Below are 23,333 nucleotides of genomic sequence, written 5' to 3' on the forward strand. Positions count from 1 at the left end.
CGCCGGGCGTCGAGGCGGACGCATCACGCCCGCAGCGGCACCTCGCGCTCCAGCCGGGCCTCCTCGTCCACCCGCGCCGCCCGCAGCCGCGACAGCACCACCGCCGTGGCCGCGATCAGACCCGCCGCGATCGCGATCGCGAGCCGGAGCACGTGGTTCGCGTCCTCGCCCAGGCTCACCGCCACGACGGCCGGAGCGATCAGCAGCGCGACCAGGTTCATCACCTTGATCAGCGGGTTGATCGCGGGGCCCGCGGTGTCCTTGAACGGGTCGCCGACGGTGTCGCCGATGACCACCGCGTCGTGCGCCGGGGACCCCTTGCCGCCGTAGCGGCCGTCCTCGACCAGCTTCTTGGCGTTGTCCCAGGCGCCGCCGGAGTTCGCGAGGAACACCGCCATCAGCACACCCGCGCCGATGGCCCCGGCCAGGAAGCCGGCGAGCGGGCCGATGCCGAGCCCGAACCCGACCGCGACCGGGGCGGAGGCGGCGAGCAGCCCTGGCGTGGCGAGCTCGCGCAGCGAGTCCCGGGTGCAGATGTCGACGACCTTGCCGTACTCGGGGCGCTCGGCGCCGGTCATGATCCCGGGGTGCTCGCGGAACTGCCGCCGCACCTCGTACACGATCGCCCCGGCCGCCCGGGTCACGGCGTCGATCGCCAGGCCGGAGAACAGGAACACCGTCGCCCCGCCGAGGATCACGCCGACCAGCGTCACCGGGCTGATCACCTGGTAGTCCGTCATCGCGAGCACGATGTCCCCCGGCACCCGCGTCAGCTCCAGGTCGCCGAGCGCCCCCGCCACCGCGTCCGCGTAGGACCCGAACAGCGCCGTCGCGGCGAGCACCGCCGTCGCGATCGCGATGCCCTTCGTGACGGCCTTGGTCGTGTTCCCGACCGCGTCGAGGTCCGTGAGGATCTGGGCGCCCTCCTCGGTGACGTCGCCGGACATCTCCGCGATGCCCTGCGCGTTGTCGCTGACCGGGCCGAAGGTGTCCATCGCGACGATGACGCCCACCGTCGTGAGCAGGCCGCAGCCCGCGAGCGCCACCAGGAACAGCGACAGCGAGATCGACCCGCCCGCCAGCAGGAACACCCCGCAGATCGCCGCGGCGATGGTGCCCGCGGTGTAGACGGCGGACTCGAAGCCCACGCCGATCCCGGACAGGACCACGGTCGCGGCCCCGGTCTGCGAGGTGCGCGCCACGTGGATCGTCGGCTTCGAGGTCGTGCCGGTGAAGTAGCCGGTCAGCCAGAGGATCACCCCGGCGAGCACGACGCCGATCGCGACCGCGCCGGCCGCCACGACCCGCGGGTCGCCCGGGTGGTCGCCGAGCCCGGCCGTCCCCGCCAGGTCGGCGAACGAGGACGGCAGGTAGACGAACGCCGCCACCGCCGCGAGCACCGCGCCCGCCACCGCGGCCACCGCGAACCCGCGGTTGATCGCGGTCAGCCCGCTCTCGTCGCCGCGCACCCGGGTCACCACGACCCCCAGCGCCGCGACCACCGCGCCGATCGCGGTCACGATCAGCGGGAACACCAGCCCCTCCTCGCCGAACGCGGCCCGGCCGAGGATCAGCGCCGCCACCAGCGTCACGGCGTAGGACTCGAACAGGTCGGCCGCCATCCCCGCGCAGTCGCCGACGTTGTCCCCCACGTTGTCCGCGATCGTCGCCGCGTTGCGCGGGTCGTCCTCGGGGATGTGCTGCTCGACCTTGCCGACCAGGTCCGCGCCGACGTCCGCCGCCTTGGTGAAGATGCCGCCGCCGACCCGCATGAACATCGCCAGCAGGGCGGCCCCGAAGCCGAAGCCCTCCAGCACCGCGGGCGCCTCACCCCGGTACAGCAGCACGACCACCGCCGCGCCCAGCAGGCCGAGCCCGACGACCGACATCCCGACGACGCCGCCGGTCCGCAGCGCGATCCGCGCCCCGTTCGCCCGCCCGCCGGGCAGCGACGCCGCTGCGGCGACCCGCACGTTCGCCCGGGTGGCGAGCCACATGCCCAGGTACCCGATCGACGCCGAGAACCCGGCCCCCACCAGGAAGAACACCGAACGGCCGATCTTCACCCCGGCGTCGCCGGGCAGCAGGAACAGCAGCGCGAAGACCACCACGGCGAACAGCACCAGCGTGCGCAGCTGCCGCGACAGGTACGCCGCGGCGCCCTCCTGCACCGCCGCGGCGATCGCCCGCATCGACACGGACCCCTCGTCCGCGGCCAGGACCTGCCGGCGCAGCACCACCGCCACGACGAGGGCGGCGACCGCCACGGCCGCGATGACGGCGACCACCACGAGGCTTCCGGACCCGAGCTCGACCATGCATCCTCCTCGGACGCGGGGCACGGCCCTGCCCGAGCCGCCCCCGGTACGCGCCGCTCCGTTGCCGCGCGAGAGGACGCCACTGTAGCCAGATATGTCCGGTTGGGAAGGGGGTGGGCCCGCCTCGTCGGCGCGCAGGCTGCGCTGACCGGGTGAACGCCGCCGGGACCCCAACGTTCGCGCCGACCTGCTCGTCCCACCTCACGACAGGATCGCTCCGGCCGCCCCGCGCGGGCGGTCGACGACGAGGGGGACCACGTGGCGTGGCAGGAACAGGTGACGGAGTTCGTCGCCGCACGCGGCCCGGCGCTGGTCGGGTACGCCCGGCTGCTGACCGGTGACCACGACAGCGCGCAGGACCTGGTGCAGGACGCGCTCGCCAAGGCGTGGTCCCGCTGGCGGGCGGGCGCCGACATCGAGTCGCTCGAGGCGTACGTCCGGAAGGCCGTGCTGACCACCTACCTGGACCAGTACCGGCGCCGACGCCTCTGGCAGGGGCGGGCCCACCTGCTCGTCACGCCCGAGGCCGAGGCGCCCACCGCCGCGGCGACGGAGACCGCGACCGACCTGGAGTCCGCGCTCCGGCACCTCGGGCCGCGCGAGCGGGCGTGCGTGGTCCTGCGGTTCTACGAGGACCTGACCGTCGCGGGCATCGCGGACCGGCTCGGGATCTCGGACGGTGCGGTGAAGCGCTACCTGTCGGACGGCACGAGGCGCCTGGGCGCGCTCATGGGGGAGGTGCGCCCGGCCGCGGAGACGGTCGAGGTGCGGACGGCGACGGAGGACCGGCGATGAACGAGCACGACCTGCACGGTGCGTTCGGCGACCTCGCCCGGCGGGGGGCCGACGACCAGGCGGCGCGGCTGCGCAACGGCGCGGGGCTGTCGGCGGCGGACATCACCCGGCGAGCGGCCCGCGCACGCCAGCGGCGTGCCGGCGCGAGCGCGGTGACCGGCGTCGTGGTCGTCGCGGGTCTGGTCCTCGGCGGCGGCGCGCTCACCCACCGGCCCGAGCCGCAGCCGGCGGACACGCCGAGCCCGACGGTGACCCGGCCCTCCCCGGCACCGAGTCGGACACCGGCACCCACCCCCACGTCGTCGCCGACGTCGACCGGGTCCGCCCTCGACACCGGCGACCCCGTCGCCGACGTCGTGCCGATCGGCCTGCTGCGCCGCTACGCGGGCGCACCGCGGGTCGCGTGGACGGTCCCGGGCGCGGAGCTCCGGCCGCCGGGCAGCGAGGACGCCTTCACCGGGCTCGGCGACGTCACCGCGAGCATGCACGCCTTCAGCCCCTTCCGCGCGGTCGCGGCCGGCGGCGGCTGGATGGTGGCAGCCGGCGGCTTCTCGGACGAGCGCCTCGTCACGGTCGACTCGGCGTCCGGCGGCCTCGGGTGGGTCGCCGACGGTGGCCCCGACGGCGTCATCTCCTGCGGCGGCGGCTACGACGGGCTCATGGTGTGCCTCGGACGGGTGGGCACGTCGACAGACACGGAGGTGCAGCTCCGCGATCCCGCCACCGGCGCCGTCGTCCGCACGGCCGGGTCCGGGGGGCACGGGCTCGCGGTCGTCGGCGACATCGCGCTCGTGTTCGACTCGAACGACACCGACGTGCACCTGCGCACCATCGACCTCGCCCCCGGTGCGACCCGGCGCGAGACCACCGCGGCCGGGCTGGTCCAGCCCGACATGCCCGTCGGCGACGGCGTCGTGTCGTGGGAGAGCGCCGGGTCGCTCGTCCTCGTGCACGGCTACCAGTACAACCTCGCCGTCGACGTCACCGACCTCTCGGTGCGGGCGCGGACGCTCACCGTGCCGACGGCCGTCCGTGCGGACGGCTGGGTCACCGGTCCCGGCGCCGACGAGTCCCTGCGAGCCGTCGGCCCGCAGGGACAGGAGGTGCCGCTGCCGGGCGGCGCCGACGTCGCCACTCCCTCGGTGTGGGCTCCGACGACCGGGGCAGTCGTGCCTCTGCTCACCGGGAGCAGCCCGTACGACGGCGCCGCGGACCGTGTCACGGCTCTCGACACGGGCTCGGGGGCGACCCTCTGGTCCGTGCCGGGCGTCTGGAGCGCGGACGGGGTGGTGGGGGAGACCGCCCTGCTGCGCGGGGACGGCGTCCTGGTGGCGGTCGACGTCCGGACCGGGGCCGAGCGCTGGCGCTCCGCGACGTCGGGCGAGCTGGTCGGGTTCGACGGCACCCGGGTCGTCATCGGCACGGACGACGGGTCCTCCCGCGCAGTGGCCCTCGACCTGAGCGACGGCAGCGAGACCTGGTCGCTCCCGCTGCCCGACCAGCGCGTGGAGCAGGTCGACGGGACGCTCGTGGGCATCGGCGCGGACGGGTCGCTCAGCGCGCTCCTCCCGTGACCCGGCAGGGGTGCCGGCCGACCGGGCGCAGGGGGCCCGGTCGGCCGGCACCGTCAGCCCGGCACGCCCACGGCCGGCAGCGGATCCGCCTTGCGGGCCAGCATCCGCCGCTGGGCCTCCTGGACGAGCGCGTCGGCGTCCGCGGCACCCGGCGCCGAGGCCACCCAGGCCAACCGGACCGGGGGCTCGTCCTGCGCCCGCGGCAGCAGCGCGCGGCCCACGCCCTCGACGACCCGCGCGACCTGCTCCTCCGCCTCCGCTACGGGCACGCCCGGCAGCAGCACCACGGCCATCAGCTCGTCGCTGCCGGTACGGCCGACCAGGGCGCCGGCGGGGACCCCCTCGGCGAACCGCGCGGCGAGCAGCCGGAGCAGCGTGTCGCCCGCCGCACCGCCGAACCGCGCGTTCACACCGGCGAACCCCTCGACGTCGGCCTGCACCAGGAGCAGGCGCCGACCGCTCCCCGGCAGCAGCCGAGCCCACTCCCGCAGCGTGTGCAGCACCAGCTCGCGCCCCGGCAGCCGGGTCAGCGGGTCGTGCAGCGACCGCTCCGACAGCGCGGCGACGAGCGCCCGCACCAGGTCGGACGTCGCGACCGCTCCCCAGGTGCCGGACCGGACCAGCACGTCGTCGTAGCGGGTCTCGCCGGACCGCTCCATCGCCCGGGTCGCCGACTCGACGATGCCGGTGCGCTCGTCGACCACCAGCGGCGACCAGTCCGCGACCTCGCCGACGGGGCGGCGCGCCAGCACCGCCCGCCCGTAGCCGAGCCGGCCGGTCTGCGAGTCGGTGAACCGTGCGCGCGACACCATGCCGATGCTGCCGTCCCGCTCGTCGGCCACCGCCAGGCAGGGCAGGTGCGGCGAGCGGAACAGCACCTCGACCTCGCTCATCGGCAGGTCGCGGTCCACCACCGCCACCGGCACGGCGATCTCGCCCACGGAGCGGTGCACCCCGCCGACGGCGCGGGAGGTGCGGACGAGGAGGTCGACGTCGTTCGGCACGACCGTATGGTGCCGCCCGCCGAGGCCCCACCGGCCCCGTTGCCGGGTCCGGCGGCGAGTGTTCGCGCGCCGTTCACCTCGGGCGGGCTCCTCGGGGCTGCTTCCGGGGACGCGGACGCGCCCGGCCCGGTGGCCACCGGCAGGCCGACACCCCGCCCCACCCGGACACCGAGCCCGACGCCCTCCGGGCCCCCGCTCGTCGAGCTGCCGGCGCTCGACCCGGCGCTCCCGCTGGGCGCGTGCGGGTCCGGTGCGGCGGCGGCACCCGCCGCGCCCGTGCCCGGGGGCCTGGGGGTCGAGGTCACCGCGACGACTCTCGTGGGCGTCGGCGACGCCCTCGCCGTCACCGCGAGCCCGACCGCCGAGGTGGACCGCGGAGGTGGACCGGCGTCGTGGTCGGCTGGGCGACCCAGGAGACCGACCTGCCCAACCAGTCGTTCACCGTCGGAGCGGGTGGCGTCGTCGACGTCTCCGCGTCGCGCACGCTGCGGCTGTGCGACGACGAATCGGCCGGCCTGGACTTCTCCGCGCTCCCAGCGGGCGACTACCAGGTGGTGGCCGTGGTGCCAGGTGGTGGCCGTGGTGCCCGAGATCGTCCCGGACCTCGCCGACCCCTGGGACGCGTACACGGCGGTCGTCGTCTCGGCACCGTGGGACCTCGCCGTGCGGTGATCCGGGTGAGCGCGGTACCGGGGCGGTGCCGGCGCCGTCCTCCTGCGGCCGTTCGGGCGACCCGCACAACCTATCGGCCGCACCGTTCGTCCACCTGTCGAGAGGATCGGCGGGACGTCAGGAGGGCGGCACGGTGCACGACGGGGACGAGGCGATCGCGGTGCTGGCCCGCGAACGAGGCCGCGCGCTCGTGGGCTACGCGTACCTGCTCACCGGAAGCGTCCGCGACGCCGAGGACCTGGTGCAGGACGCCCTGGTGAAAACCATGGTCCGCTCCCGCGGCGGAGTCGACCTGGACATCGTCGAGGGGTACGTGCGGCGCTCGATCCTCACGACGTTCGTCGACGGCCACCGTCGACTCCGGCGGTGGCGCGAGGCGGTGCCCCTGCTGGGGCACGCGAGCACGCTGCCCGCCCCGGACGCCGCAGACTCCGTCGCCGCGCAGCTCGACGTGCGGGCGGCCCTCGCCGGCCTACCCCGGCGCCAGCGCGCCTGCGTCGTCCTGCGGTACTTCGACGACCTCCCGCTCGCCGACATCGCGGACACGCTCGGGGTCAGTCTCGGCGCCGTCAAGCGGTACCTGTCCGACGGCACCCGCCGGCTCGAGCAGCATCTCGGCCCCGTCCACGGTCGTCCCCCGCACCAGCCAGAGAGGACCTCGCTGTGACCACCGACCTCAGCCGAGCGCTCGACGACCTCGCCCGCAGCGCCGCCTCGCTCGCCGACCTCGGTCCGGTGGACCACCTCGTCGCCCGTCGCCGCCGGCGGCGTGCGGCCCGTCGGGCGTCCGCCGGTGCGGGAGCGCTGGCGGTCACGGGCGCACTCGTGCTCGCCGTGTCGACGGGCCCGGGCTGGCGTCCCGACGGCCTCGGGCCGGCGGCGACCGCCTCGTCCCCGGCGACGGCGGCCTCTCCCACCCCGACGGCGCCGGGGGGCGGCGCGGAGCTCCCCGGCTGCGGAGAGCCCGTCCCGCGGGAGTCGCAGACGCTCTCACCCGCCGTGTCGATCGTGCGCGCGGCCATGGGCAGCGAGCTCGATGTCGTGGTGTCGCTGCGCGTGCAGGGTGCCTCGGCGGCGGACCTGGAGGACGCAGACGTCCGGATCTACGTGCTCTGGGACATCGACCACTCCGACGGCGATGACGACGGCGACTACATGCTGGCGCTCCTGGACGTGCCGCCGGGAGGCTGGACCGACGCGCCGGGAGGTGCGACGCGAGACGTCACCGGCACGCCCGAGGGCTGCCCCGGCATCCAGCCTGGTGGCAACCGCCTCGTGGCGGCCATGAGCACGCCCGACGGCACCGTCGTGTCGGGCGTCGCGCAGGCCGAGCGGCGGGGGTGACCTGCGGGTCAGCCCTCGCGGTCGGCGGCCAGCGCCTCGTCCACCGTCTCCCGGATGGTGAACACCTGGGTCAGCGCCGTGATGCGGAAGACCTTGAGCAGCCGCTCGGAGTCGATGACGAGCTGCAGCCGCCCGTCGAGCCCCCGGACCCGCTTCAGCACGCCCACCAGGAGGCCGAGCCCCGTGGAGTCCATGAACCGCACCTCGGTGAGGTTCACGACCAGGTCCACGTGCCCGGCGTCGACCAGGGCGGTGAGCTTCTCGCGCAGCGCGGGCGCGGTGTACACGTCGATCTCGCCGGTCACGTCGACGACGGTCCTGCCCTCGACGGTCCTGCTCGCCACGCTGACGTCCACAGGAGCTCCCCTCTGTCTTCCGGGAGCATTCAAACAGACCGCGCGCCCCGGACCGGCGTGTTGCGTGCTCACGCGTGTCCGTCACCCGCCCCCGGCCGCGGCACCGTCGGGTCGGCGGGTGCGCGCGGGACCCGCGGCGGCGTGGTCAGCGCGTGGTGGCGGGCCCGTCGAGCGCGGCGAACACCACCGCGTCGCCCGGACGGAGCTGAGCGGCGAGGTCCCGCGACCGCGGCTCGACGACCGCGACGACCGGGTAGCCGCCGGTCACCGGGTGGTCCGCGCCGAACACCACCGGTCTGCCGTCGGGCGGCACCTGCACCGCGCCCGGCACCAACGGCTCGGAGGGCAGCTCCCCGCGGTCCGCGCGCGCGACCGGCGGGCCGTCGAGGCGCAGGGCGACGCGGTCGCTCGCCGGGGTGACCGCGTACCCGGCCCCGAGCAGCCGGTCGAACGCGTCCGGCTCGAACCAGTCCGCGCGTGGCCCCGGGGTGACGCGCAGCACGGCGGTCTCCGGCCAGTCGCGCGGCGGGTCGGCCCACGGCTGGGCGGCGTCGACGACCTCGGCGCCGACGGGTAGCACGTCGCCGGCGCCCGGCGCAGCGGGCCCGAGGCCGGCGAGGCGGTCTGCCGCGCGCGACCCGAGCACCGGCGGCACGTCGAGCCCGCCGCGGACCGCCACGTACAGCCGCAGGCCACGCGTCGCCGTGCCGGTGCGCAGCACGCCGCCCGGCGGGACGCGCGTCGCGGCGTGCGGGGCGACCGGGACCCCGTCGACGTCGGCCGGGACCTCGGCGCCCGCGAGCGCGACCACCCCGCCGGCCGGGAACCGGAGCACCAGGCCGCCGAGCAGCACCTCCAGGCCCGCGGCGCCGGGGGCGTTGCCGACGAGGCGGTTCGCCAGCCGGAGCGCGCCGGCGTCGGCCGCGCCGGACCTGCCCACGCCGACTGCCGCCAGGCCCGGACGGCCGCGGTCCTGGACCAGGGTGAGCGGGCCCGGGAGGAGGACCTCGACGACGGCGCGGGAGGCTCGCTCGGCGCGGGGGCCCCGCTCGGCGCGCCGGGCGCCGCCGGCGCGCGGGCGTGGAGCGGTGAGCGCACCGGTCCCGGCGCGTGCACCGGGCTCGAGCGGGTCGGGGCGCGGGCCGGGCGTCGAGGCGCCGGGGCCGGTCTCCGCGGTCATCGGCTCCGCCACCGAGGCGAACCGCACGCGGGTGCCCGGGCGGAGCAGGGCGGGCGGGTCGCGGTCGACGTCGAACAGCGGCACGCCGCAGGTGCCGAGCAGCATCCACCCGCCGGGAGTCGCCGCCGGGTAGACGGCGGCGAACTCGCCCGCGATCGCCACCGCGCCCGCCGGGACGCGCTCGCGCGGCGTCGCCCTCCGCGGGACGTGCAGGGCGGGGTCGAGCCCGGTCAGGTAGGCGAACCCCGGCATGAAGCCGCCGAACGCCACCGTGTACTCCCCCTCGGCGTGCCGGCGGACGACCTGGTCCTCGGTCAGACCCGTCACCCGGGCGACCTCCGCGAGGTCGGCGCCGTCGTAGCGGACGGGGAGGACGACGGCGGCCGTGCGGTCCGTGGCGGCGTGGTCCGAGGCGGCACCGTCCGTGGCCGCACCGTCCGTGGCCGCACCGTCCGTGGCCGCGCGGTCCGTGGCCGCGCGGTCCGTGGCGGCCGGGGGCCGACCGGCGCGGGCCGCGGCGACGGCCGCCCCGGCCGCCTCCGTCAGCACGTGGGCCGCAGCGCGGGCGTCCCCGGGCGTCGCGAACCGCACCAGCACCGTGCGCGCGGCGGGGACGACGTCCACCGCACCGGGCGGCGGGTCGCCCCGCAGGGCGTCGTCGAGCGCGCGGACCGCCGCGAGGTCGGGCAGGTCGGCGAGCAGCGCGTCGACGCCGTACGGCACGACCCGCACCCCGTCCGCCGTCGGGGCCGTCACCGGCAGCCCCCGATCACGGCGCGGCCGGGCGCAGCTCGACCCCGGCCGCCTCGAGGGCCGCGCGGACGGCCCGCGCGACCGGCACCGCGCCCGGCGTGTCCGAGTGCACGCACAGCGAGGCCGCGTCGACCCGCACGAGCGTCCCGTCCACCGCCACCACGGCCCCGTCGGTCGCGATGCGCACCGCGCGCTCGGCCGCCTCGCCCGGGTCGGTGACGAGCGCGCCGGGGCGGTCGCGCGGCACCAGCGTGCCGTCCCCGAGGTAACCGCGGTCGACGAACGCCTCGGTCACCGTCGGCAGCCCGGCCGCACGCGCGTGCCGGAGCACCGCCGACCCGGGCAGGCCGACGACCGCCAGCGAGGGGTCGACGCCCACGACCCCCGCGACGACCGCCGCCGCCTGGTCCTCGTCGTGCACGATCCGGTTGTAGAGAGCCCCGTGCGGCTTGACGTAGCCGACCCGCGCCCCGACGGTCCGGGCGACGGCCTGCAGCGCGCCGACCTGGTAGGCCACCTCGGCGGCGAGCTCGCCCGGCGGCACGTCGAGCCGGCGCCGGCCGAACCCGACGAGGTCCCGGTACGCCACGTGCGCCCCGACCGCGACACCGCGGGCCCGTGCCGTCGCGCACCGGGCCGCCATGATCGACGGGTCACCGGCGTGGAAGCCGCAGGCGACGTTCGCGCTCGTGACCACGGACAGCAGGGCCTCGTCCGTCCCGGGCTCGCCGAGCGTCCACGGGCCGAGCCCCTCGCCGAGGTCGCAGTTCAGGTCGATGTGCGTCGCCACGTGCCCATCCTGCCCCGCGCGCCGCGGCGGGCCGGGATCGCGTGCGGCGTGCGAGCCCCCCGGTACGACGCGGGGCCGCCGAGGGGCGAGGATGGTGCCGTGGTGGGGACCGGCGAGCTGCTCGACGTGCTGCTCGCCGCGGGCCGGCGGGCCGACCGCCTGACGCACGTGCGTCACCTGCCCGCGCGCGAGGGCACCGCGGTGGACTGGCCCGCCTGGGCGGACGCCGACCTGGTGGCCGGCTACCGGGCGCTCGGCGTGGAGCGACCGTGGCGGCACCAGGCGCAGGCCGCCGACGCGGCGTGGTCCGGGCACCACACCGTCCTGTCGACGTCGACCGGTTCCGGCAAGTCGCTGGCGTTCTGGCTGCCCTCGCTGTCGGCGGTCCGGGCGCAGGCCGCGGCGCGCGCCCTCGACCCCGGCCGCATCGAGACGGCGGCCCGCCGCGGGTCCGTCCTCTACCTGTGCCCGACCAAGGCGCTCGCGGCCGACCAGCGGCACGCGCTCGACCGTGTGCTGTCCGCGGCGCGGCTCCGGGACGTCCGGGTCTCGACCTGCGACGGCGACACCGCGCAGGAGGAGCGGCGCTGGGTGCAGGAGCACGCGGACGTGGTGCTCACCAACCCCGACTTCCTGCACTTCGCGCTGCTGCCGCAGCACCGCCGGTGGGCCCGGCTGCTGGGGTCGCTCCGGTACGTCGTGCTGGACGAGTGCCACGCGTTCCGGGGCGTGTTCGGTGCGCACGTCGCGGCCGTCCTGCGGCGGCTGCGCCGCGTCGCCGGGACCTACGGCGCCGACCCGGTGTTCCTGCTCGCGTCGGCGACGACCGCCGAGCCCGCCGTGAGCGCCGCCCGGCTGATCGGCGTCCGGCCCGAGCAGGTCGTCTCCGTCGCGGACGACGCCTCGCCGGCAGGCAGGAAGACCGTGGCGCTGTGGCAGCCGCCCGAGGTCGCGCCCGCCGAGGGGCCGTGGAGCGGGCTGCTGCCCGAGGACGACCCCTGGGCGCTGCCGCTCGACGAGCCGCCCGTCGACGTGGACCGGGCGGGCGACGGGCGACCCGCCGGAGTCGGGAGCGGCGAGGACGACCCGGCCGCCCGCACCGCCGCGCCCGCTCCCGGGCCCGACGCGGGCTCGGTCGGCCCGGCACGCGAGGGCTCCGGTCCGCTGGGCACGGGCGAGGACCTGGTCGCCGACGACCCCGACCGCCCGCGCAGGTCGGCGACGGCCGAGGTCGCCGACCTGCTCGCGGACCTCACCGCGGCCGGCGCCCGGACCCTCGCGTTCACGCGGTCCCGCCGCGCCGCGGAGTCGGTCGCGACGGTGACCCGGGAGCACCTGCGCGAGGTGGACCCCGAGCTCGCCGCGGCGGTCGCCGCGTACCGCGGCGGGTACCTGCCCGAGGAACGGCGCGAGCTGGAGCAGGCCATCCGGACCGGACGGCTGCGCGCGCTCGCCACCACGAACGCCCTCGAGCTGGGGGTCGACATCTCCGGCCTGGACGCCGTCGTGATCGCCGGCTGGCCGGGTACGCGGGTGTCGCTCTGGCAGCAGGCGGGGCGGGCGGGGCGGGCAGGCGCCGACGGGCTCGTGGTGCTGGTCGCGCGCGAGGACCCCCTGGACACCTACCTGGTCCACCACCCCGAGGCGGCGCTCGACGCCCCCGTGGAGGCGACCGTCTTCGACCCCGGCAACCCCTACGTGCTCGCCCCGCACCTGTGCGCCGCGGCCGCGGAGACCCCGATCCGCGCCGAGGAGCTGGACCTGTTCGGCCCGGGGACACGGGAGCTGCTGGACGTCCTCGTCGCCCGGGGTGCGCTGCGCCGCCGGCCGTCCGGCTGGTACTGGACGCACGCCGAGCAGGCCGCCCGGCTGACCGACCTGCGGGGCACCGGGGGCGACCCCGTGCGCGTCGTCGAGTCCACGACCGGGCGGCTGCTCGGCACCGTCGACTCCGCCGCGGCCGACTCGACCGTGCACGCCGGTGCGGTCTACGTGCACCAGGGAGCGACCTACGTCGTCGACGCGCTGCGCCTGGAGGACGGCGTGGCGCTCGTCGACCGGCGCGACGTCGACTACGGCACGTGGGCGCGCTGGGTCACCTCGACCGAGATCCGCTCGGTCACGGCTGAGCGCCGCTGGGGGCCCGTGACCTGGGGCTTCGGCGCGGTGGACGTCACGACCCAGGTCCTGAGCTTCCAGCGCAAGCGGATCCCGGACATGGAGGTGCTGGGCTCCGAGCTGCTCGACCTCCCCGCCCGCACGCTGCCCACGACCTCGGTCTGGTGGACGGCACCCGTCGAGGTGCTCGAACGTGCGGGGATCACCGTCGAGACGGCTCCCGGTGCGCTGCACGCGGCGGAGCACGCGTCCATCGGGCTGCTGCCGCTCCTCGCCACCTGCGACCGGTGGGACCTCGGCGGCGTCTCGACCGCGCTGCACGCCGACACGGAGCAGGCGACGGTGTTCGTGCACGACGCGTACCCCGGAGGCGCGGGGTTCGCCGAGCGCGGGTACGACCTGGGCGCGGTCTGGCTGCGGGCCACCCGGCAGGCGATCGCGACCTGCCCGTGCCGCACGGGGTGCCCCGCGTGCGTGCAGTCGCCGAAGTGCGGCAACGCCAACAACCCGCTGGAGAAGGCGGCGGCCGTGCGGCTGCTCGACGCGGTCCTCGCGCACGCGCCGGCCTGATGCCGTGCGGGGCCACGTCGCCGCGCGTCGGGGCCCCGAGGACGCCCGCCCCGGGGGGCACGGGCGGAGACGGCGCGGGCCGAGGCGGCGCGGGCCGAGGCGGCGCGGGCCGGCGGTCGCCTCGGCCGAGGCCTGCCCGACGGCCGTCCGCACCTCGGCCCGGACCTGGACGTCCCTCCCGGCGACGACGGCGCACCGGACGAGCGCTGCACCGTTCCGCTCGACGACCGTCCGGGCGAGCTCGCAGGCGTCGCCGTGCCCCCGGAGCAGGCGGGCGGCAGCGGCGAGCGCGCCCAGGTCCGCGGCGGCCTGCGCCCGGCCCCGCGCCTGCTGGACCACGCCGAGCATCCCGAGCGCCCCGGCGAGCACCGCCGTCACCGCCGCGAGCGCCACCACGAGGACAGCGGCCGAGCCGCGGTCGCGCACCGCCGGGCCCGTCCGCCTTTCCGTCCTGCCTGCCGGGGTGCCGACCGGACCGCTCCGGACACCCGGCCCCGCCCGGCTCACGGCTCCACCCACGCGGCGGCGGTTCCTCGCACCGTGACCGCGCCGACCAGCGGGAGCGCCGGCCCGACACCCGCCTCGACGGTCACCACGACCCAGGCGTCGTCCCGGGCGACGGCCGTCCGGGCTCCGGGGCCGGCCACCCGCGCCGCCGCAGCCGCGACGGCGGCGTCGCCCTGACCGATCGCCGCGACCCGGGCCGCCACGCGGGCCGCGTCCGCGCACCGGAGCTGGGTCACGGCGCTCGCCGCGAGCGCCACCACCACCCCGATCAGGACGGCGACGACCGGCAGGAGGACCGCGAACTCGGCGGTCACCGAGCCACGATCTCCCTGCGGGTCACGCCGCGGGCGCCCGGTCACACCGCCAGCGCGTCGCGCACGAGGTTCGTCAGCGTCTCCCGGATCTCCGCGCTGCGGAGGATCACGACCAGGAGCCCGGCGAATCCCACCGCGGCGATCATCACGACGGCGTACTCCGCGGTCGCCAGGCCGGCATCCCGGGTCGTGCCGCCGAACCTCGCCCGCACCCGCCGCAGGCCTGCCGGCGCCGTCCGCGCCGCCTCCATCACGCGGCGGCGACACCGCTGCCAGCCCGTCCGCGCGCTGCTCACCTGCTGCATCTCGTGCCTCCCGTGGTCACTGCCGACCGCTCGTCGGCCGGCAGGACCGACCCTGCCGAGGCCGGGGCCCGGGACGCCGAGCCGGCTGGCGCCTCCTGGGGACGGCGCACGTCCCCGCACCTGTGGAGGACTCGGCGCCCGCTCCTCACCACGGGCACGGCCTCCGGGAAACCCGGAGGGCCCGGGCACAGCCGACGGACGCCCGGCAGCGCCCACGTCGTCCCGGGCAGCGACGGGCAGGGCAGCCCGGCGACGGGCAGGGCGGCCCCACGCCGCGCCGAACAGGCAGCGCCGGGCAGCGCCATGCCCACGCCGGGCAGCGCCGGGCAGCGCCATACCCACGGGGCAGCGCCGGACTCCGAGCGAGCATCGGACACGTCGACCGAGTAGCCGGCGGCTACTCGCTCGCCGTGTCGGATGCCCTGTCGGTGCCTCTGCGGGCGGACGTCGAGCACGACCCCGGGGTCGGCGTTCACGGGGTGGAGCAGCACACGGCACCGAGGGCACGTCAGAGGAGACCGCGGCCGAGGGACGCCAGCACGGGGACGAGCCCGACCAGCACGAACGCCGGCAGGAAGCACAGCCCGAGCGGGAGGACGAGCCGCACACCCAACCGGCCCGCCGCCTCCCGCGCCGCGCGGTCGCGCGTCCGCCGGAGCTCGGCGGCCGCGGCCCGCAGCGCCGGACCCGCCGGCGCTCCGGTCCGCCACGCCGCCTCGAGGCCGTCGAGCACGGCTCCGAGTGCCGGGGCGTGCACCCACGCGGCCGTCCAGGGCTCCCCGAGCAGCAGCGCCGTGCCGGCCCGGTCGAGGTCCCGGCCGACCGCCCCGCCGAGCGCGCTCCCGACGGCCGCGAGGGAGCCCGGGACGCTCGCGCCGGCGCGCACAGCCACTGCGAGCAGGTCCACGACGGTCACCAGGTCGACGGCGAGCGTGTCCTCGTGCGCTCCGTGGGCGCCGGTCCGCGCGGCGCCGCGGGCGACGGCGCCCGGTCCGGGTCGGCGGGCCGCCGGAGGCCCGAGCAGGTGCACCACCATGCCGGCGAGCAGGACGAGCAGCGCCTCGCTCACCGCGCGTCACCACGCGCCGACCCGCGCGTTCCCGAGACCCCGCGTCCACCCGCGCCCGCAGAGCCACCCGCAGAGCCGCCCGCAGAGCCGCCCGCAGCCGCGCCGCCACCCGACCCGGCACCCGGGCCCGAGCCCGCCGACCGGGCGCCCGCGACCAGACGGCCGGTCCACCGGCGTCCGACCAGGGTCAGCACGAGTCCCCCGACGCCGGCGGCCGAGCCCGCTCCCCCGCCGAGCAGGACGCCGAACGGGTCGGCACCGAGCAGGGTCCCGAGGACGACCCCGAGCGCGGGGAGCCACGTGAGCAGGGAGGTGGTCTGCCGGGGTCCGGCGAGGGCGCTCTGCACGGCGGTCTCGGCGTCCGCGTCGGCGGCGAGCGCGCGGGCGCACTCCTCCAGCACGCCCGCCGTGGGGGCGCCGAGCTCGGCGGCGAGCCGGCCGGCCGCGAGCACGCCCGCGACCCGTCGCCGCAGCAGGTCCGACGTCGGGTGGGCCGGCGGCGCGCGCCGGTGCGGGGGCAGGACCGCCGCGAGGACGTCCTCGGCGGCGGGCGCGCCGGACGCGACGACGGGGACCCCGAGGACCAGCCGCCAGGCGTCGGCCGGTGCGCGGCCCGCGCGCACCTCGGCGGCCACCGCCGTGACGATCGCGATCAGGAGCACCGAGGGGTCGGTGGCCGGGCGCCCCCACCGACGCCGGCCCTGTGCCCGCCCGACCGGTTCCGCGGCACCGGCGGTGACCAGCCGCGCACCCGGGCCGGCGACCACCCGCCGCCGCGGCGCCGCTCCGGGCCCGGTCCCCAGCAGCACGGCGAGCGCGAGCAGCGTCGCCACGAGCAGCGCGCCCCCTGCGGTTCCCCCGGTCACCCGGGTGCGTCCCGCACGGGGGTCGACCTCGGCACGTGACCGACCGGGCCGCGGGGACGACCGGCGTCGGGGCGACCCCGGTGACCGGCTCGCCGGGCGAGGTCAGCCCACCCGGGCCCGGCGGTCACGGCCCCGTCGGGACCGGCCGTCAGCGCCGTGCGCACCACGAGCGTCCCCCGCTCGACGTCGCGCTCGACGGTCGCGATCTCGGCCACCCGGCGCAGGCCGCCGTCCCGGCGCAGGTGTACGACGGCGTGCAGGGCGCTGGCCGCCTGCGCCGCCAGCGCCTCCCGCGACAGGCCGGCGAGCGCGCCGAGCGCCTCGAGCCGCGCGGGGACGTCGGTCGCGGCGTTCGCGTGCACGGTGGTGCAGCCGCCGTCGTGCCCGGTGTTCAGCGCGCTGAGCACGTCGCGCACCTCCGCGCCGCGGCACTCGCCCAGGACGACCCGGTCGGGTCGCATCCGCAGGGACTCGCGCACCAGGTCACCGAGGTCGACGCCACCCGCGCCCTCCACGTTCGGCCGGCGGGCGAGCAGCCGGACCACGTGCGGGTGCCGCGGGGCGAGCTCGCCCGCCTCCTCGACGCAGACGATCCGCTCCCCCGGGTCGGCGAGCGACAGCAGCGTCGACAGCAGCGTGGTCTTGCCCGTGCCGGTCGCGCCCGAGACGAGCAGGTTGGCCCGCCCCGCGACCAGGCCGCGGAGCACGGTGTCGACCCCGGCGGGCACGGTGCCGTCGCGCACCAGGTCCTCCAGGGTGAACGGCCGGTGCCGCACCACGCGCAGCGACAGGAGGGTGCAGCCGTCGGCGACCGGGGGGAGCACCGCGTGCAGCCGCGTGCCGTCCGGGAGCCGGGCGTCGGCCGCGGGACGGGCGTCGTCGAGGCGCTGCCCGGCCGCCGCGGCCAGCCGCACCGCCAGGCTGCGGACCCGCGCGGCGTCCCCGAGGTCGACGGCGGCCCGCTGCAGCCTGCCGGCGCGCTCCACCCACACGTCGCGCGGGCCGTTCACGAGGACGTCGGTGACGGCCGGGTCGTCGAGCAGGGGCTGGAGCGGCCCCGCCCCCACGATCTCGGCTCGGACCACCCCGTCGAGCTCGGCCAGGGCCGCGCTGCCGAGCACCCGTCCGCTGTCCCGCAGCGCGGCGGACACGCGCGTGCCGGTCACGGGGCCGCCCTCGGCCGCGAGCCGGTGCCGGACGCCCGCGACGAGGTCGGCGACTCCCGGGGCGCCGTCCGCGTCGCGCACGCCGCCGCCGGTCACGTGAGGCGCCGCGCGAGCCGCGCCACGGCGCGCGCAGCAGTCGGCGAGAGCGCCGGGCCGACCCCGCTGTCGACGGCCGCGCCGAGCCCGCGCGCCCACGGCAGCGCCGCCACGACCGGGAGCCCGACGGCAGCGGCGACCTCCTGGACGCCCAGTCCGCCCGGCGCCGGTCCGCGCGCGACGAGGCCCACCCGTCGGCCGTCGCCAACCAGACCGTCCCGGAGCAGCCGCGCCCCCGCGACCGCCGGGACGTCGCGCGGGACGACGACGAGGACCGTCCGGCACGCTGCGAGCAGCGTCGCCCCGCGGGCGTCCTGGCGCGGCGGCGGATGCCGAGGCGGATGCTGCGGCTCGCCCGGTGGCCCACCGGGCGACGCGCCCGCCGCGCCGCCCCCGACCCCGTCGCCCTCGACCGGCGAGCCGCCCGTCGTGCTCCCCGCTGCGGCGCCGGCCCCGGTCCCGGCCCCGGCCCCGAGCAGCGCCGCCCGGTCGAGGTCGAGCACGACCGACCCGTACGCGGCCCGGAGCGCCCGGAGCACGTCGGCGAGCGCGGCCGCGGGGGGTGGGCCGGGCCGGGCGTCGTCGGTCGGCAGCACGCCGCACCGGCCCCACCGCATGAGGTTCCCGGCGAGCAGCACCGGGTCCACCGCGCCGCGGGCCCCGGCGAGGTCCGGCCACCGCAGCCCCGGGTGGGCCTCGAGACCGAGGACCGTGTCGAGCGAGGGGCCGGGCCCGGTGTCGACGAGCACGGTGGTCCCCCGCCGCGCCAGCTCGGCCGCGAGCGCCGCCGCGGTCACCGTCGCCCCGGCGCCGCCGCGCGCGCCGACCACGCCCACCACGCCGGCGCCACCGGCCGGTCGCTCGCCGCCCCTGACCATCGCCACCTCCGTCCGTCGTCGGGCACGCCGCCCGCGACGACCCGCCCGAGCCGACGCTGCCGTCCTGCACCGGCCGGCGTCCCGCCGCCGGGCCCCGACCTGGGGACGACGCACGCCCCGGGCCCCTGTGGTCGTCCGGGTGAGGCTCGATACCCTCGATCCAGGAGGCACCCGTTCCCCATGAGCCCCGGCCACACCTCGCCCACGTCCCCCACCGGTGGCGCGCCGACCGCACGCGCCGCCGCGTTCTTCGACCTGGACAAGACGGTCATCGCGACGTCGGCGGCGAGCGCGTTCGCCCGTCCGTTCCTGTCGGGCGGGCTGCTCACCCGGCGGGCGGCGCTGCGCTCGGCGGCGGCCCAGCTGGCGTTCCTGCTCGGCAGCGCGACCGAGGGCCGCACCGAGCGGGTGCGGGCCCAGCTCTCGGCGATGGTCACGGGCTGGGACGTCGAGCGGGTGTCGGCGATCGTCGCCGAGAGCCTGCAGGACGCGATCGGACCGGTGGTCTACGCCGAGGCGCTGGACCTCGTGGCCGAGCACCACGCCGCCGGGCACGACGTGGTGGTCGTCTCGGCGTCGAGCGCGGAGCTGGTGCAGCCGATCGCCGAGCTGATCGGCGCGGACGAGGTGATCGCCAGCCGGATGGGGGTCGCCGACGGGCGGTACACCGGGGAGATCGCGTTCTACGCCTACGGCCCGGCCAAGGCCGGCGCGATGCGGGACCTGGCGAGCCGCCGCGGGTACGACCTGGCGGCCTCGTCCGCGTACACCGACTCGGCGACCGACGCGCCGATGCTCCGGGCGGTCGGCCACGGGTACGTGGTGAACCCCGACCGCGCGCTGCGCCGGCTCGCCGCGGAGGAGGGCTGGACGCCGCTGGTGTTCCGCCGGCACGTCACGGTGCCGGCGGGCCGACGGTTCGCGACGCTGCGGCAGCTCACCGGACCGGTGGCCCGGGACCGCGTCGCGCTCGGCGTCACCGCGGCCCTCGTGGTGGTCGCGGCGGCGACCGCGTGGGCCGCGCTGGCCGCTCGGCGGCGGCGACCACGCCGGTGACCCCCGGGGTCGTCCGGCATCCGGGCAGCGGTCCCGCCATCCGGGCAGCTGACCGCGTCGACCTGGGACTTCGCCCGGAACCCTTCCCCCGGGCGCGCGGGTCGGCTGGAATGGGCAGCACAACAGAACGGCCCGAGGGAACCCACGCGCGATCCGTCCACGCATAGGACGCGTCGAACGGGCTCGACCCCGTCTCGACTGACCACGTGCACGCCTGATAACCCCCGCGGTCGTCCGTTCGGCAACGGCGTCCTCCCCGGGCGCCGTTGTTCGTGCCGGGCCCGGCGCCGACGCACGGACGGCGTCACCGCCCGACGACGACGGCGACTACCCTCCGACGGGTGACCTCGCCCGACGACCAGCGCCCCCCGGGGCGTCCCCGGGCGCCCGACCTGGAGCGGCGCGCGCTCGCCGCGGTGCTCGACGTCTTCGGCGAGAAGGGCTGGACCGGGCTCACGATCGCCGAGGTCGCGTCCCGGGCCCGCGTGGGCAAGTCGTCGCTGTACCTGCGGTGGCCAAACAAGACGGCGATGCTCGCCGACGCGCTCCGGCAGGTGCAGGCCGAGCCCGCGCCGGCCGGCCCCGCGGACGGCGCGACGCCGGAGGCCGACGAGTCAGCCGACGGCCGCGGCGCGGGCGACTCGCTCCGCGACTACCTCGTCGCCCACGCGCAGCGGCGCGCGGACCTGTACCTCGGCGAGGACGGGCTGGCCATGCTCCGGCTGTACGTCGAGGCGCGGGCGTTCCCCGTCCCCCTCGCGGACGTCCGGCACGAGGCGATCACGCGGTTCGTGCTCAGCGAGCGCGAGCGTGTCGAGCGGGCGGTCCGGGAGGGGGAGCTGCCCCCGGGCACCTCGGCCGTGCACCTCCTGGACGCCATCGAGGGGTCGGTGCTGATGCACGTCCTGGTAACGCCGCCGCACCTGATCGACCGGGTGCGCGCCACCATGCCGGCGTACCTGGAGCGCCTCGTCGACCTGCAGCTGGCCGCCGCCACGGCAGCCGAGGCCGACCCGCCCGCGCCCCCGGCTCAGCCCTCCCGGAAGCGGATCCCGAACCCCCCGCGCGGGTAGCGCCAGGTCAGCGCCCCCGGCGCCGCGACCGCCAGGCAGGTCCCGCACTCCAGGCACGCGGCGTACTCGACGTCGATCTGCCCGTCCCGCTCGGAGTACACACCGGCCGGGCAGACGGCGATGATCCGCTCCCCCGTCCCGGTGGTCCGGCAGAGCTCCTGGTCGACGACGATGTGGGACTCCTCCTCGTCGACCTCGTACCGGTTGGCCCCGAGCCGTTCCGGGATCGTCTGCGCCTTCACAGGGCACGCACCCCCGCCCATCCGTCGCTGAGCACCGTCCGGAGCCCGATCCCGGACCGGCCGAGGGCCGTCCGGGCGACCGCCGCGAGGTGCTTGCGCGGCGTGGTGTCGAGGCTGAACACGTCGTGGAACAGGCCCGCGGCGAGCTCGCCGTACGCCCCGTACATCCGCGGGCGCTCGAGGAACTTCGGCGCCCGGGCGTAGGTGCGCAGGTCGCGCCCGACGAAGCCCTCGTCGAGCCGCCTGCGGTACCCCGCGAGGCCGGCGGCGGTGACGTCCCCGGCGGCGATCGCCTCGGCGACGGCGTCCCCGGCGGCGATCCCCGACCCGATGGCCAGGTCCATCCCCCGGACCGTCAGCCCGGAGTTGATCGTGAGCCCGGCGGCGTCGCCGACCACGACGAGGCCGTCCGTGGCGAGCGTGCCGAGCATCGCCAGGCCGCCCTCGGCCACGAGGTGCGACCCGTACTCGACGACCTCGCCGCCCCGGAGGTAGGGCGCGAGCCCCGGGTGCTGCACGAGGTGGTCGAAGATCCCCGCGGCGGTGTGACCCGAGGCGAGGAGGTCGTCCAGGCGCAGCACGACGCCCACCGACAGCGACTCCGTGTTGGTGTAGAGGAACGCCCCGCCCCCGACGCCGCGGGTGCAGTCGCCGACCAGCGCGTGCGCGGCGCCCTCGTCGCCGGTGAGGCCGAACCGGTCCTCGATCACGCTGCGGGGCAGCCGGACGACCGCCTTCACGCCGACGGCGAGGTGGTTCAGCGGCTCCTTGCCGCGCAGCCCGGCGTCGCGGGCGAGGAACGAGTTCACCCCGTCCGCCGCCACGACGACGCGGGCGCGCAGCTCGTCCTCGCCGGCCCGGACGCCGCGCACGCGCACCGCGCCCGGCTGGGCGCCCGGCTCGGTGAGCAGCTGGTCGACCCGGACGCCGGGCATCAGGTACGCCCCGGCCTCCTCGGCCCGCTCCGCGAGCCACGGGTCGAACTTCGCCCGCAGGACCGTCACCGCGTTCACCGGCTCGGCGAGCCGCTGCGACGCGTAGTCGAGCGACACCGCCGAGTCCGGGGTGAGGAAGGTGGTGACGTGCCGGGTGATGCGCCGCTCGACGGGCGCCTCGTCGGCGAACCCGGGCAGCACCTGGTCCAGCACGCGGCCGTACAGCACGCCGCCGGACAGGTTCTTGGACCCCGGGGCCTCGCCGCGCTCGATCAGCGCGACGGACAGGCCGGCGGTCGCCAGCCGGTGCGCGGTGACGGAGCCGGCCGGGCCGGCCCCCACCACCACGACGTCGAAGTCGGGCTCGTCGGCCATGGCGGTCAGGCCTCCAGGGCCGCGGCGAGCGCGGGCAGGACGGTGTAGAGGTCACCGACGACGCCGTGGTCGCACTGCGCGAAGACCGGCGCGTCCGCGTCCGAGTTGATCGCGACGACGACCTTCGCGCCCGCGACGCCGACCATGTGCTGGACCTGGCCGGAGATGCCCGCGGCCACGTACAGGTCCGGGGCGACGTGCTGGCCGGAGATGCCGATGTAGCGGTCCTTGGTCAGCCAGTCGTGCCCCTCCGCGAGCGGCCGCGAGCAGGCCACCTCGGCGCCCAGCGCCGCGGCCAGCCGCTCGACCAGGGCCAGGTCCTCGCGCGCCTTGAGGCCGCGCCCGATGCCGACGACGACCCGGGCGCCGCCGAGGTCGACCGACGCACGGCCCGAGGCCCGCTCCTCGCGGACCCGCACGGCGGCGGCGGGCACGGGCGCGGCGACCTCCTCGACCGCGACCGGTGCCGCGGGCGCGGCGACCCCGCCCGGCGCGACCGTCACGACCGCCGGGCCGCCCGTGACCCGCTCGGTGCGGACCGCGATGCCGCCGTGCACGTCGCGGCGGACCTCGACGGCGTCGGCGGTCGCGCTCACGCTCGTCGCCCCGGTCAGCACCGGTGCGCCGCACCGCGCGGCCACGGCGCCGGCGAGGGCCCGGCCGCCGTCGCGGGTGGTGGCCACGACCAGGCGCGGCGCGGCCCCGGCGACCACCTCGGCGACGGCGCCGGCCAGCGCCTCGACCGGGACCCCGTCCCCGGGCTCGCCGAGCCACAGCACCCGGTCGACACCGGACGCGGCGACGGCGTCGGCCACCGCCCGCGCGCCGGCGACGACGGCCACGACCGCTGCGCCCGGCGCCGCGGCCGCGCGGGCCACCGCGACCGGTCCCGCGACCGCCGCGTCGCCGTCCACCAGCACCAGGACGTCCTGCGTGCTCTCGTTCATCGTGTCTGCTCCTTCTGGCTGCGGGCCGGC

At 77.9% G+C, this 23,333-nt stretch carries 21 protein-coding genes and 1 pseudogene; 7 read left to right on the plus strand and 15 right to left on the minus strand.

Features of this window, described 5'->3' with window-relative positions:
- Positions 1 to 23: 23 nt before the first annotated feature.
- On the minus strand, positions 24 to 2,318 hold the full coding sequence (locus FS882_RS02470; protein ID WP_158370526.1) for a sodium-translocating pyrophosphatase: 2,295 nt from the start codon (positions 2,316 to 2,318) through the stop codon (positions 24 to 26).
- A 258-nt stretch (positions 2,319 to 2,576) separates the two neighbouring features.
- On the opposite strand from FS882_RS02470, the gene FS882_RS02475 reads away from it, so the two are divergent.
- A complete protein-coding gene (locus FS882_RS02475; RefSeq protein ID WP_158370529.1) occupies positions 2,577 to 3,113 on the plus strand; it encodes a SigE family RNA polymerase sigma factor in 537 nt (178 codons plus the stop codon).
- On the plus strand, positions 3,110 to 4,687 hold the full coding sequence (locus tag FS882_RS02480; RefSeq protein ID WP_158370531.1) for a PQQ-binding-like beta-propeller repeat protein: 1,578 nt from the start codon (positions 3,110 to 3,112) through the stop codon (positions 4,685 to 4,687). The genes FS882_RS02475 and FS882_RS02480 overlap by 4 nt, the downstream gene beginning before the upstream one ends.
- A gap of 53 nt (positions 4,688 to 4,740) precedes the next feature.
- On the opposite strand, the gene FS882_RS21515 is transcribed toward FS882_RS02480, so the two are convergent.
- Positions 4,741 to 5,691, minus strand: a complete 951-nt coding sequence (locus FS882_RS21515) for a GGDEF domain-containing protein (protein ID WP_158370534.1) — start codon at positions 5,689 to 5,691, stop codon at positions 4,741 to 4,743.
- 805 nt (positions 5,692 to 6,496) lie between these two features.
- Between FS882_RS21515 and FS882_RS21520 the strand changes: the two genes are divergently transcribed.
- Complete coding sequence (locus FS882_RS21520; RefSeq protein ID WP_262348019.1) at positions 6,497 to 7,030, plus strand: SigE family RNA polymerase sigma factor; 534 nt, start codon at positions 6,497 to 6,499, stop codon at positions 7,028 to 7,030.
- Positions 7,027 to 7,707, plus strand: a complete 681-nt coding sequence (locus tag FS882_RS02495) for a hypothetical protein (protein WP_158370537.1) — start codon at positions 7,027 to 7,029, stop codon at positions 7,705 to 7,707. Before FS882_RS21520 ends, FS882_RS02495 begins: the two co-directional genes overlap by 4 nt.
- Positions 7,708 to 7,715: 8 nt before the next feature.
- On the opposite strand, the gene FS882_RS02500 is transcribed toward FS882_RS02495, so the two are convergent.
- The 3 genes from FS882_RS02500 to FS882_RS02510 form a co-directional block, all read right to left on the minus strand.
- The gene (locus FS882_RS02500) at positions 7,716 to 8,063 is read right to left on the minus strand and encodes an STAS domain-containing protein (protein WP_154729830.1); all 348 of its coding nucleotides are present in this window, start codon (positions 8,061 to 8,063) and stop codon (positions 7,716 to 7,718) included.
- Positions 8,064 to 8,208: 145 nt separating this feature from the next.
- Positions 8,209 to 9,999: an urea amidolyase family protein gene (locus FS882_RS02505; RefSeq protein WP_262348020.1), complete on the minus strand. Its 1,791-nt coding sequence runs from the start codon at positions 9,997 to 9,999 to the stop codon at positions 8,209 to 8,211.
- A gap of 13 nt (positions 10,000 to 10,012) precedes the next feature.
- Positions 10,013 to 10,786, minus strand: a complete 774-nt coding sequence (locus FS882_RS02510) for a LamB/YcsF family protein (RefSeq protein WP_158371179.1) — start codon at positions 10,784 to 10,786, stop codon at positions 10,013 to 10,015.
- Between the two features lie 99 nt (positions 10,787 to 10,885).
- Between FS882_RS02510 and FS882_RS02515 the strand changes: the two genes are divergently transcribed.
- The gene (locus tag FS882_RS02515; protein ID WP_410053258.1) at positions 10,886 to 13,474 is read left to right on the plus strand and encodes a DEAD/DEAH box helicase; all 2,589 of its coding nucleotides are present in this window, start codon (positions 10,886 to 10,888) and stop codon (positions 13,472 to 13,474) included.
- 117 nt (positions 13,475 to 13,591) lie between these two features.
- Here FS882_RS02515 and FS882_RS21795 read toward each other — a convergent pair.
- The 7 genes and pseudogenes from FS882_RS21795 to FS882_RS02550 form a co-directional block, all read right to left on the minus strand.
- Positions 13,592 to 13,993: pseudogene (locus FS882_RS21795) on the minus strand (Rv3654c family TadE-like protein); the annotation flags it as partial.
- A complete protein-coding gene (locus FS882_RS02525; RefSeq protein ID WP_262348021.1) occupies positions 13,978 to 14,295 on the minus strand; it encodes a TadE family type IV pilus minor pilin in 318 nt (105 codons plus the stop codon). The pseudogene FS882_RS21795 and the gene FS882_RS02525, both read right to left, overlap by 16 nt.
- 41 nt (positions 14,296 to 14,336) lie before the next feature.
- On the minus strand, positions 14,337 to 14,591 hold the full coding sequence (locus tag FS882_RS02530; RefSeq protein ID WP_262348022.1) for a DUF4244 domain-containing protein: 255 nt from the start codon (positions 14,589 to 14,591) through the stop codon (positions 14,337 to 14,339).
- Between the two features lie 517 nt (positions 14,592 to 15,108).
- Entirely contained in the window at positions 15,109 to 15,669 is a 561-nt protein-coding gene (locus FS882_RS02535) for a type II secretion system F family protein (protein WP_158370544.1), read from the minus strand.
- Entirely contained in the window at positions 15,666 to 16,535 is an 870-nt protein-coding gene (locus FS882_RS20820) for a hypothetical protein (RefSeq protein WP_187365098.1), read from the minus strand. The genes FS882_RS02535 and FS882_RS20820 overlap by 4 nt, the downstream gene beginning before the upstream one ends.
- Positions 16,532 to 17,782 (minus strand): TadA family conjugal transfer-associated ATPase, encoded by a 1,251-nt coding sequence (locus FS882_RS02545; protein WP_187365099.1) that lies wholly within the window; start codon positions 17,780 to 17,782, stop codon positions 16,532 to 16,534. Before FS882_RS02545 ends, FS882_RS20820 begins: the two co-directional genes overlap by 4 nt.
- 11 nt (positions 17,783 to 17,793) lie before the next feature.
- On the minus strand, positions 17,794 to 18,675 hold the full coding sequence (locus FS882_RS02550) for a pilus assembly protein FlpE (protein WP_158370555.1): 882 nt from the start codon (positions 18,673 to 18,675) through the stop codon (positions 17,794 to 17,796).
- Between the two features lie 180 nt (positions 18,676 to 18,855).
- On the opposite strand from FS882_RS02550, the gene FS882_RS02555 reads away from it, so the two are divergent.
- Positions 18,856 to 19,731 carry an HAD family hydrolase gene (locus FS882_RS02555; protein WP_158370557.1) on the plus strand — a complete coding sequence of 292 codons (876 nt, stop codon included), beginning with the start codon at positions 18,856 to 18,858 and terminating at the stop codon, positions 19,729 to 19,731.
- Positions 19,732 to 20,072: 341 nt separating this feature from the next.
- Positions 20,073 to 20,804, plus strand: coding sequence for a TetR/AcrR family transcriptional regulator (locus FS882_RS02560; protein WP_187365100.1), 732 nt, complete (start codon positions 20,073 to 20,075; stop codon positions 20,802 to 20,804).
- On the opposite strand, the gene FS882_RS02565 is transcribed toward FS882_RS02560, so the two are convergent.
- Genes FS882_RS02565 through FS882_RS02575 form a run of 3 tightly spaced genes read right to left on the minus strand, consistent with a single transcriptional unit; the run spans position 20,762 to position 23,303 of the window.
- Positions 20,762 to 21,046, minus strand: a complete 285-nt coding sequence (locus FS882_RS02565; protein ID WP_222848107.1) for a ferredoxin family protein — start codon at positions 21,044 to 21,046, stop codon at positions 20,762 to 20,764. The two genes, FS882_RS02560 and FS882_RS02565, sit on opposite strands and share 43 nt — an antisense overlap.
- Positions 21,043 to 22,356: an FAD-dependent oxidoreductase gene (locus tag FS882_RS02570; RefSeq protein ID WP_158370563.1), complete on the minus strand. Its 1,314-nt coding sequence runs from the start codon at positions 22,354 to 22,356 to the stop codon at positions 21,043 to 21,045. The genes FS882_RS02565 and FS882_RS02570 overlap by 4 nt, the downstream gene beginning before the upstream one ends.
- A 5-nt stretch (positions 22,357 to 22,361) precedes the next feature.
- On the minus strand, positions 22,362 to 23,303 hold the full coding sequence (locus FS882_RS02575; RefSeq protein ID WP_158370565.1) for an electron transfer flavoprotein subunit alpha/FixB family protein: 942 nt from the start codon (positions 23,301 to 23,303) through the stop codon (positions 22,362 to 22,364).
- Between the last annotated feature and the right edge of the window lie 30 nt (positions 23,304 to 23,333).

The sequence above is a fragment of the Cellulosimicrobium cellulans genome (assembly GCF_007679345.1).
Classification (GTDB): Bacteria; Actinomycetota; Actinomycetes; order Actinomycetales; family Cellulomonadaceae; genus Cellulomonas; species Cellulomonas cellulans_A.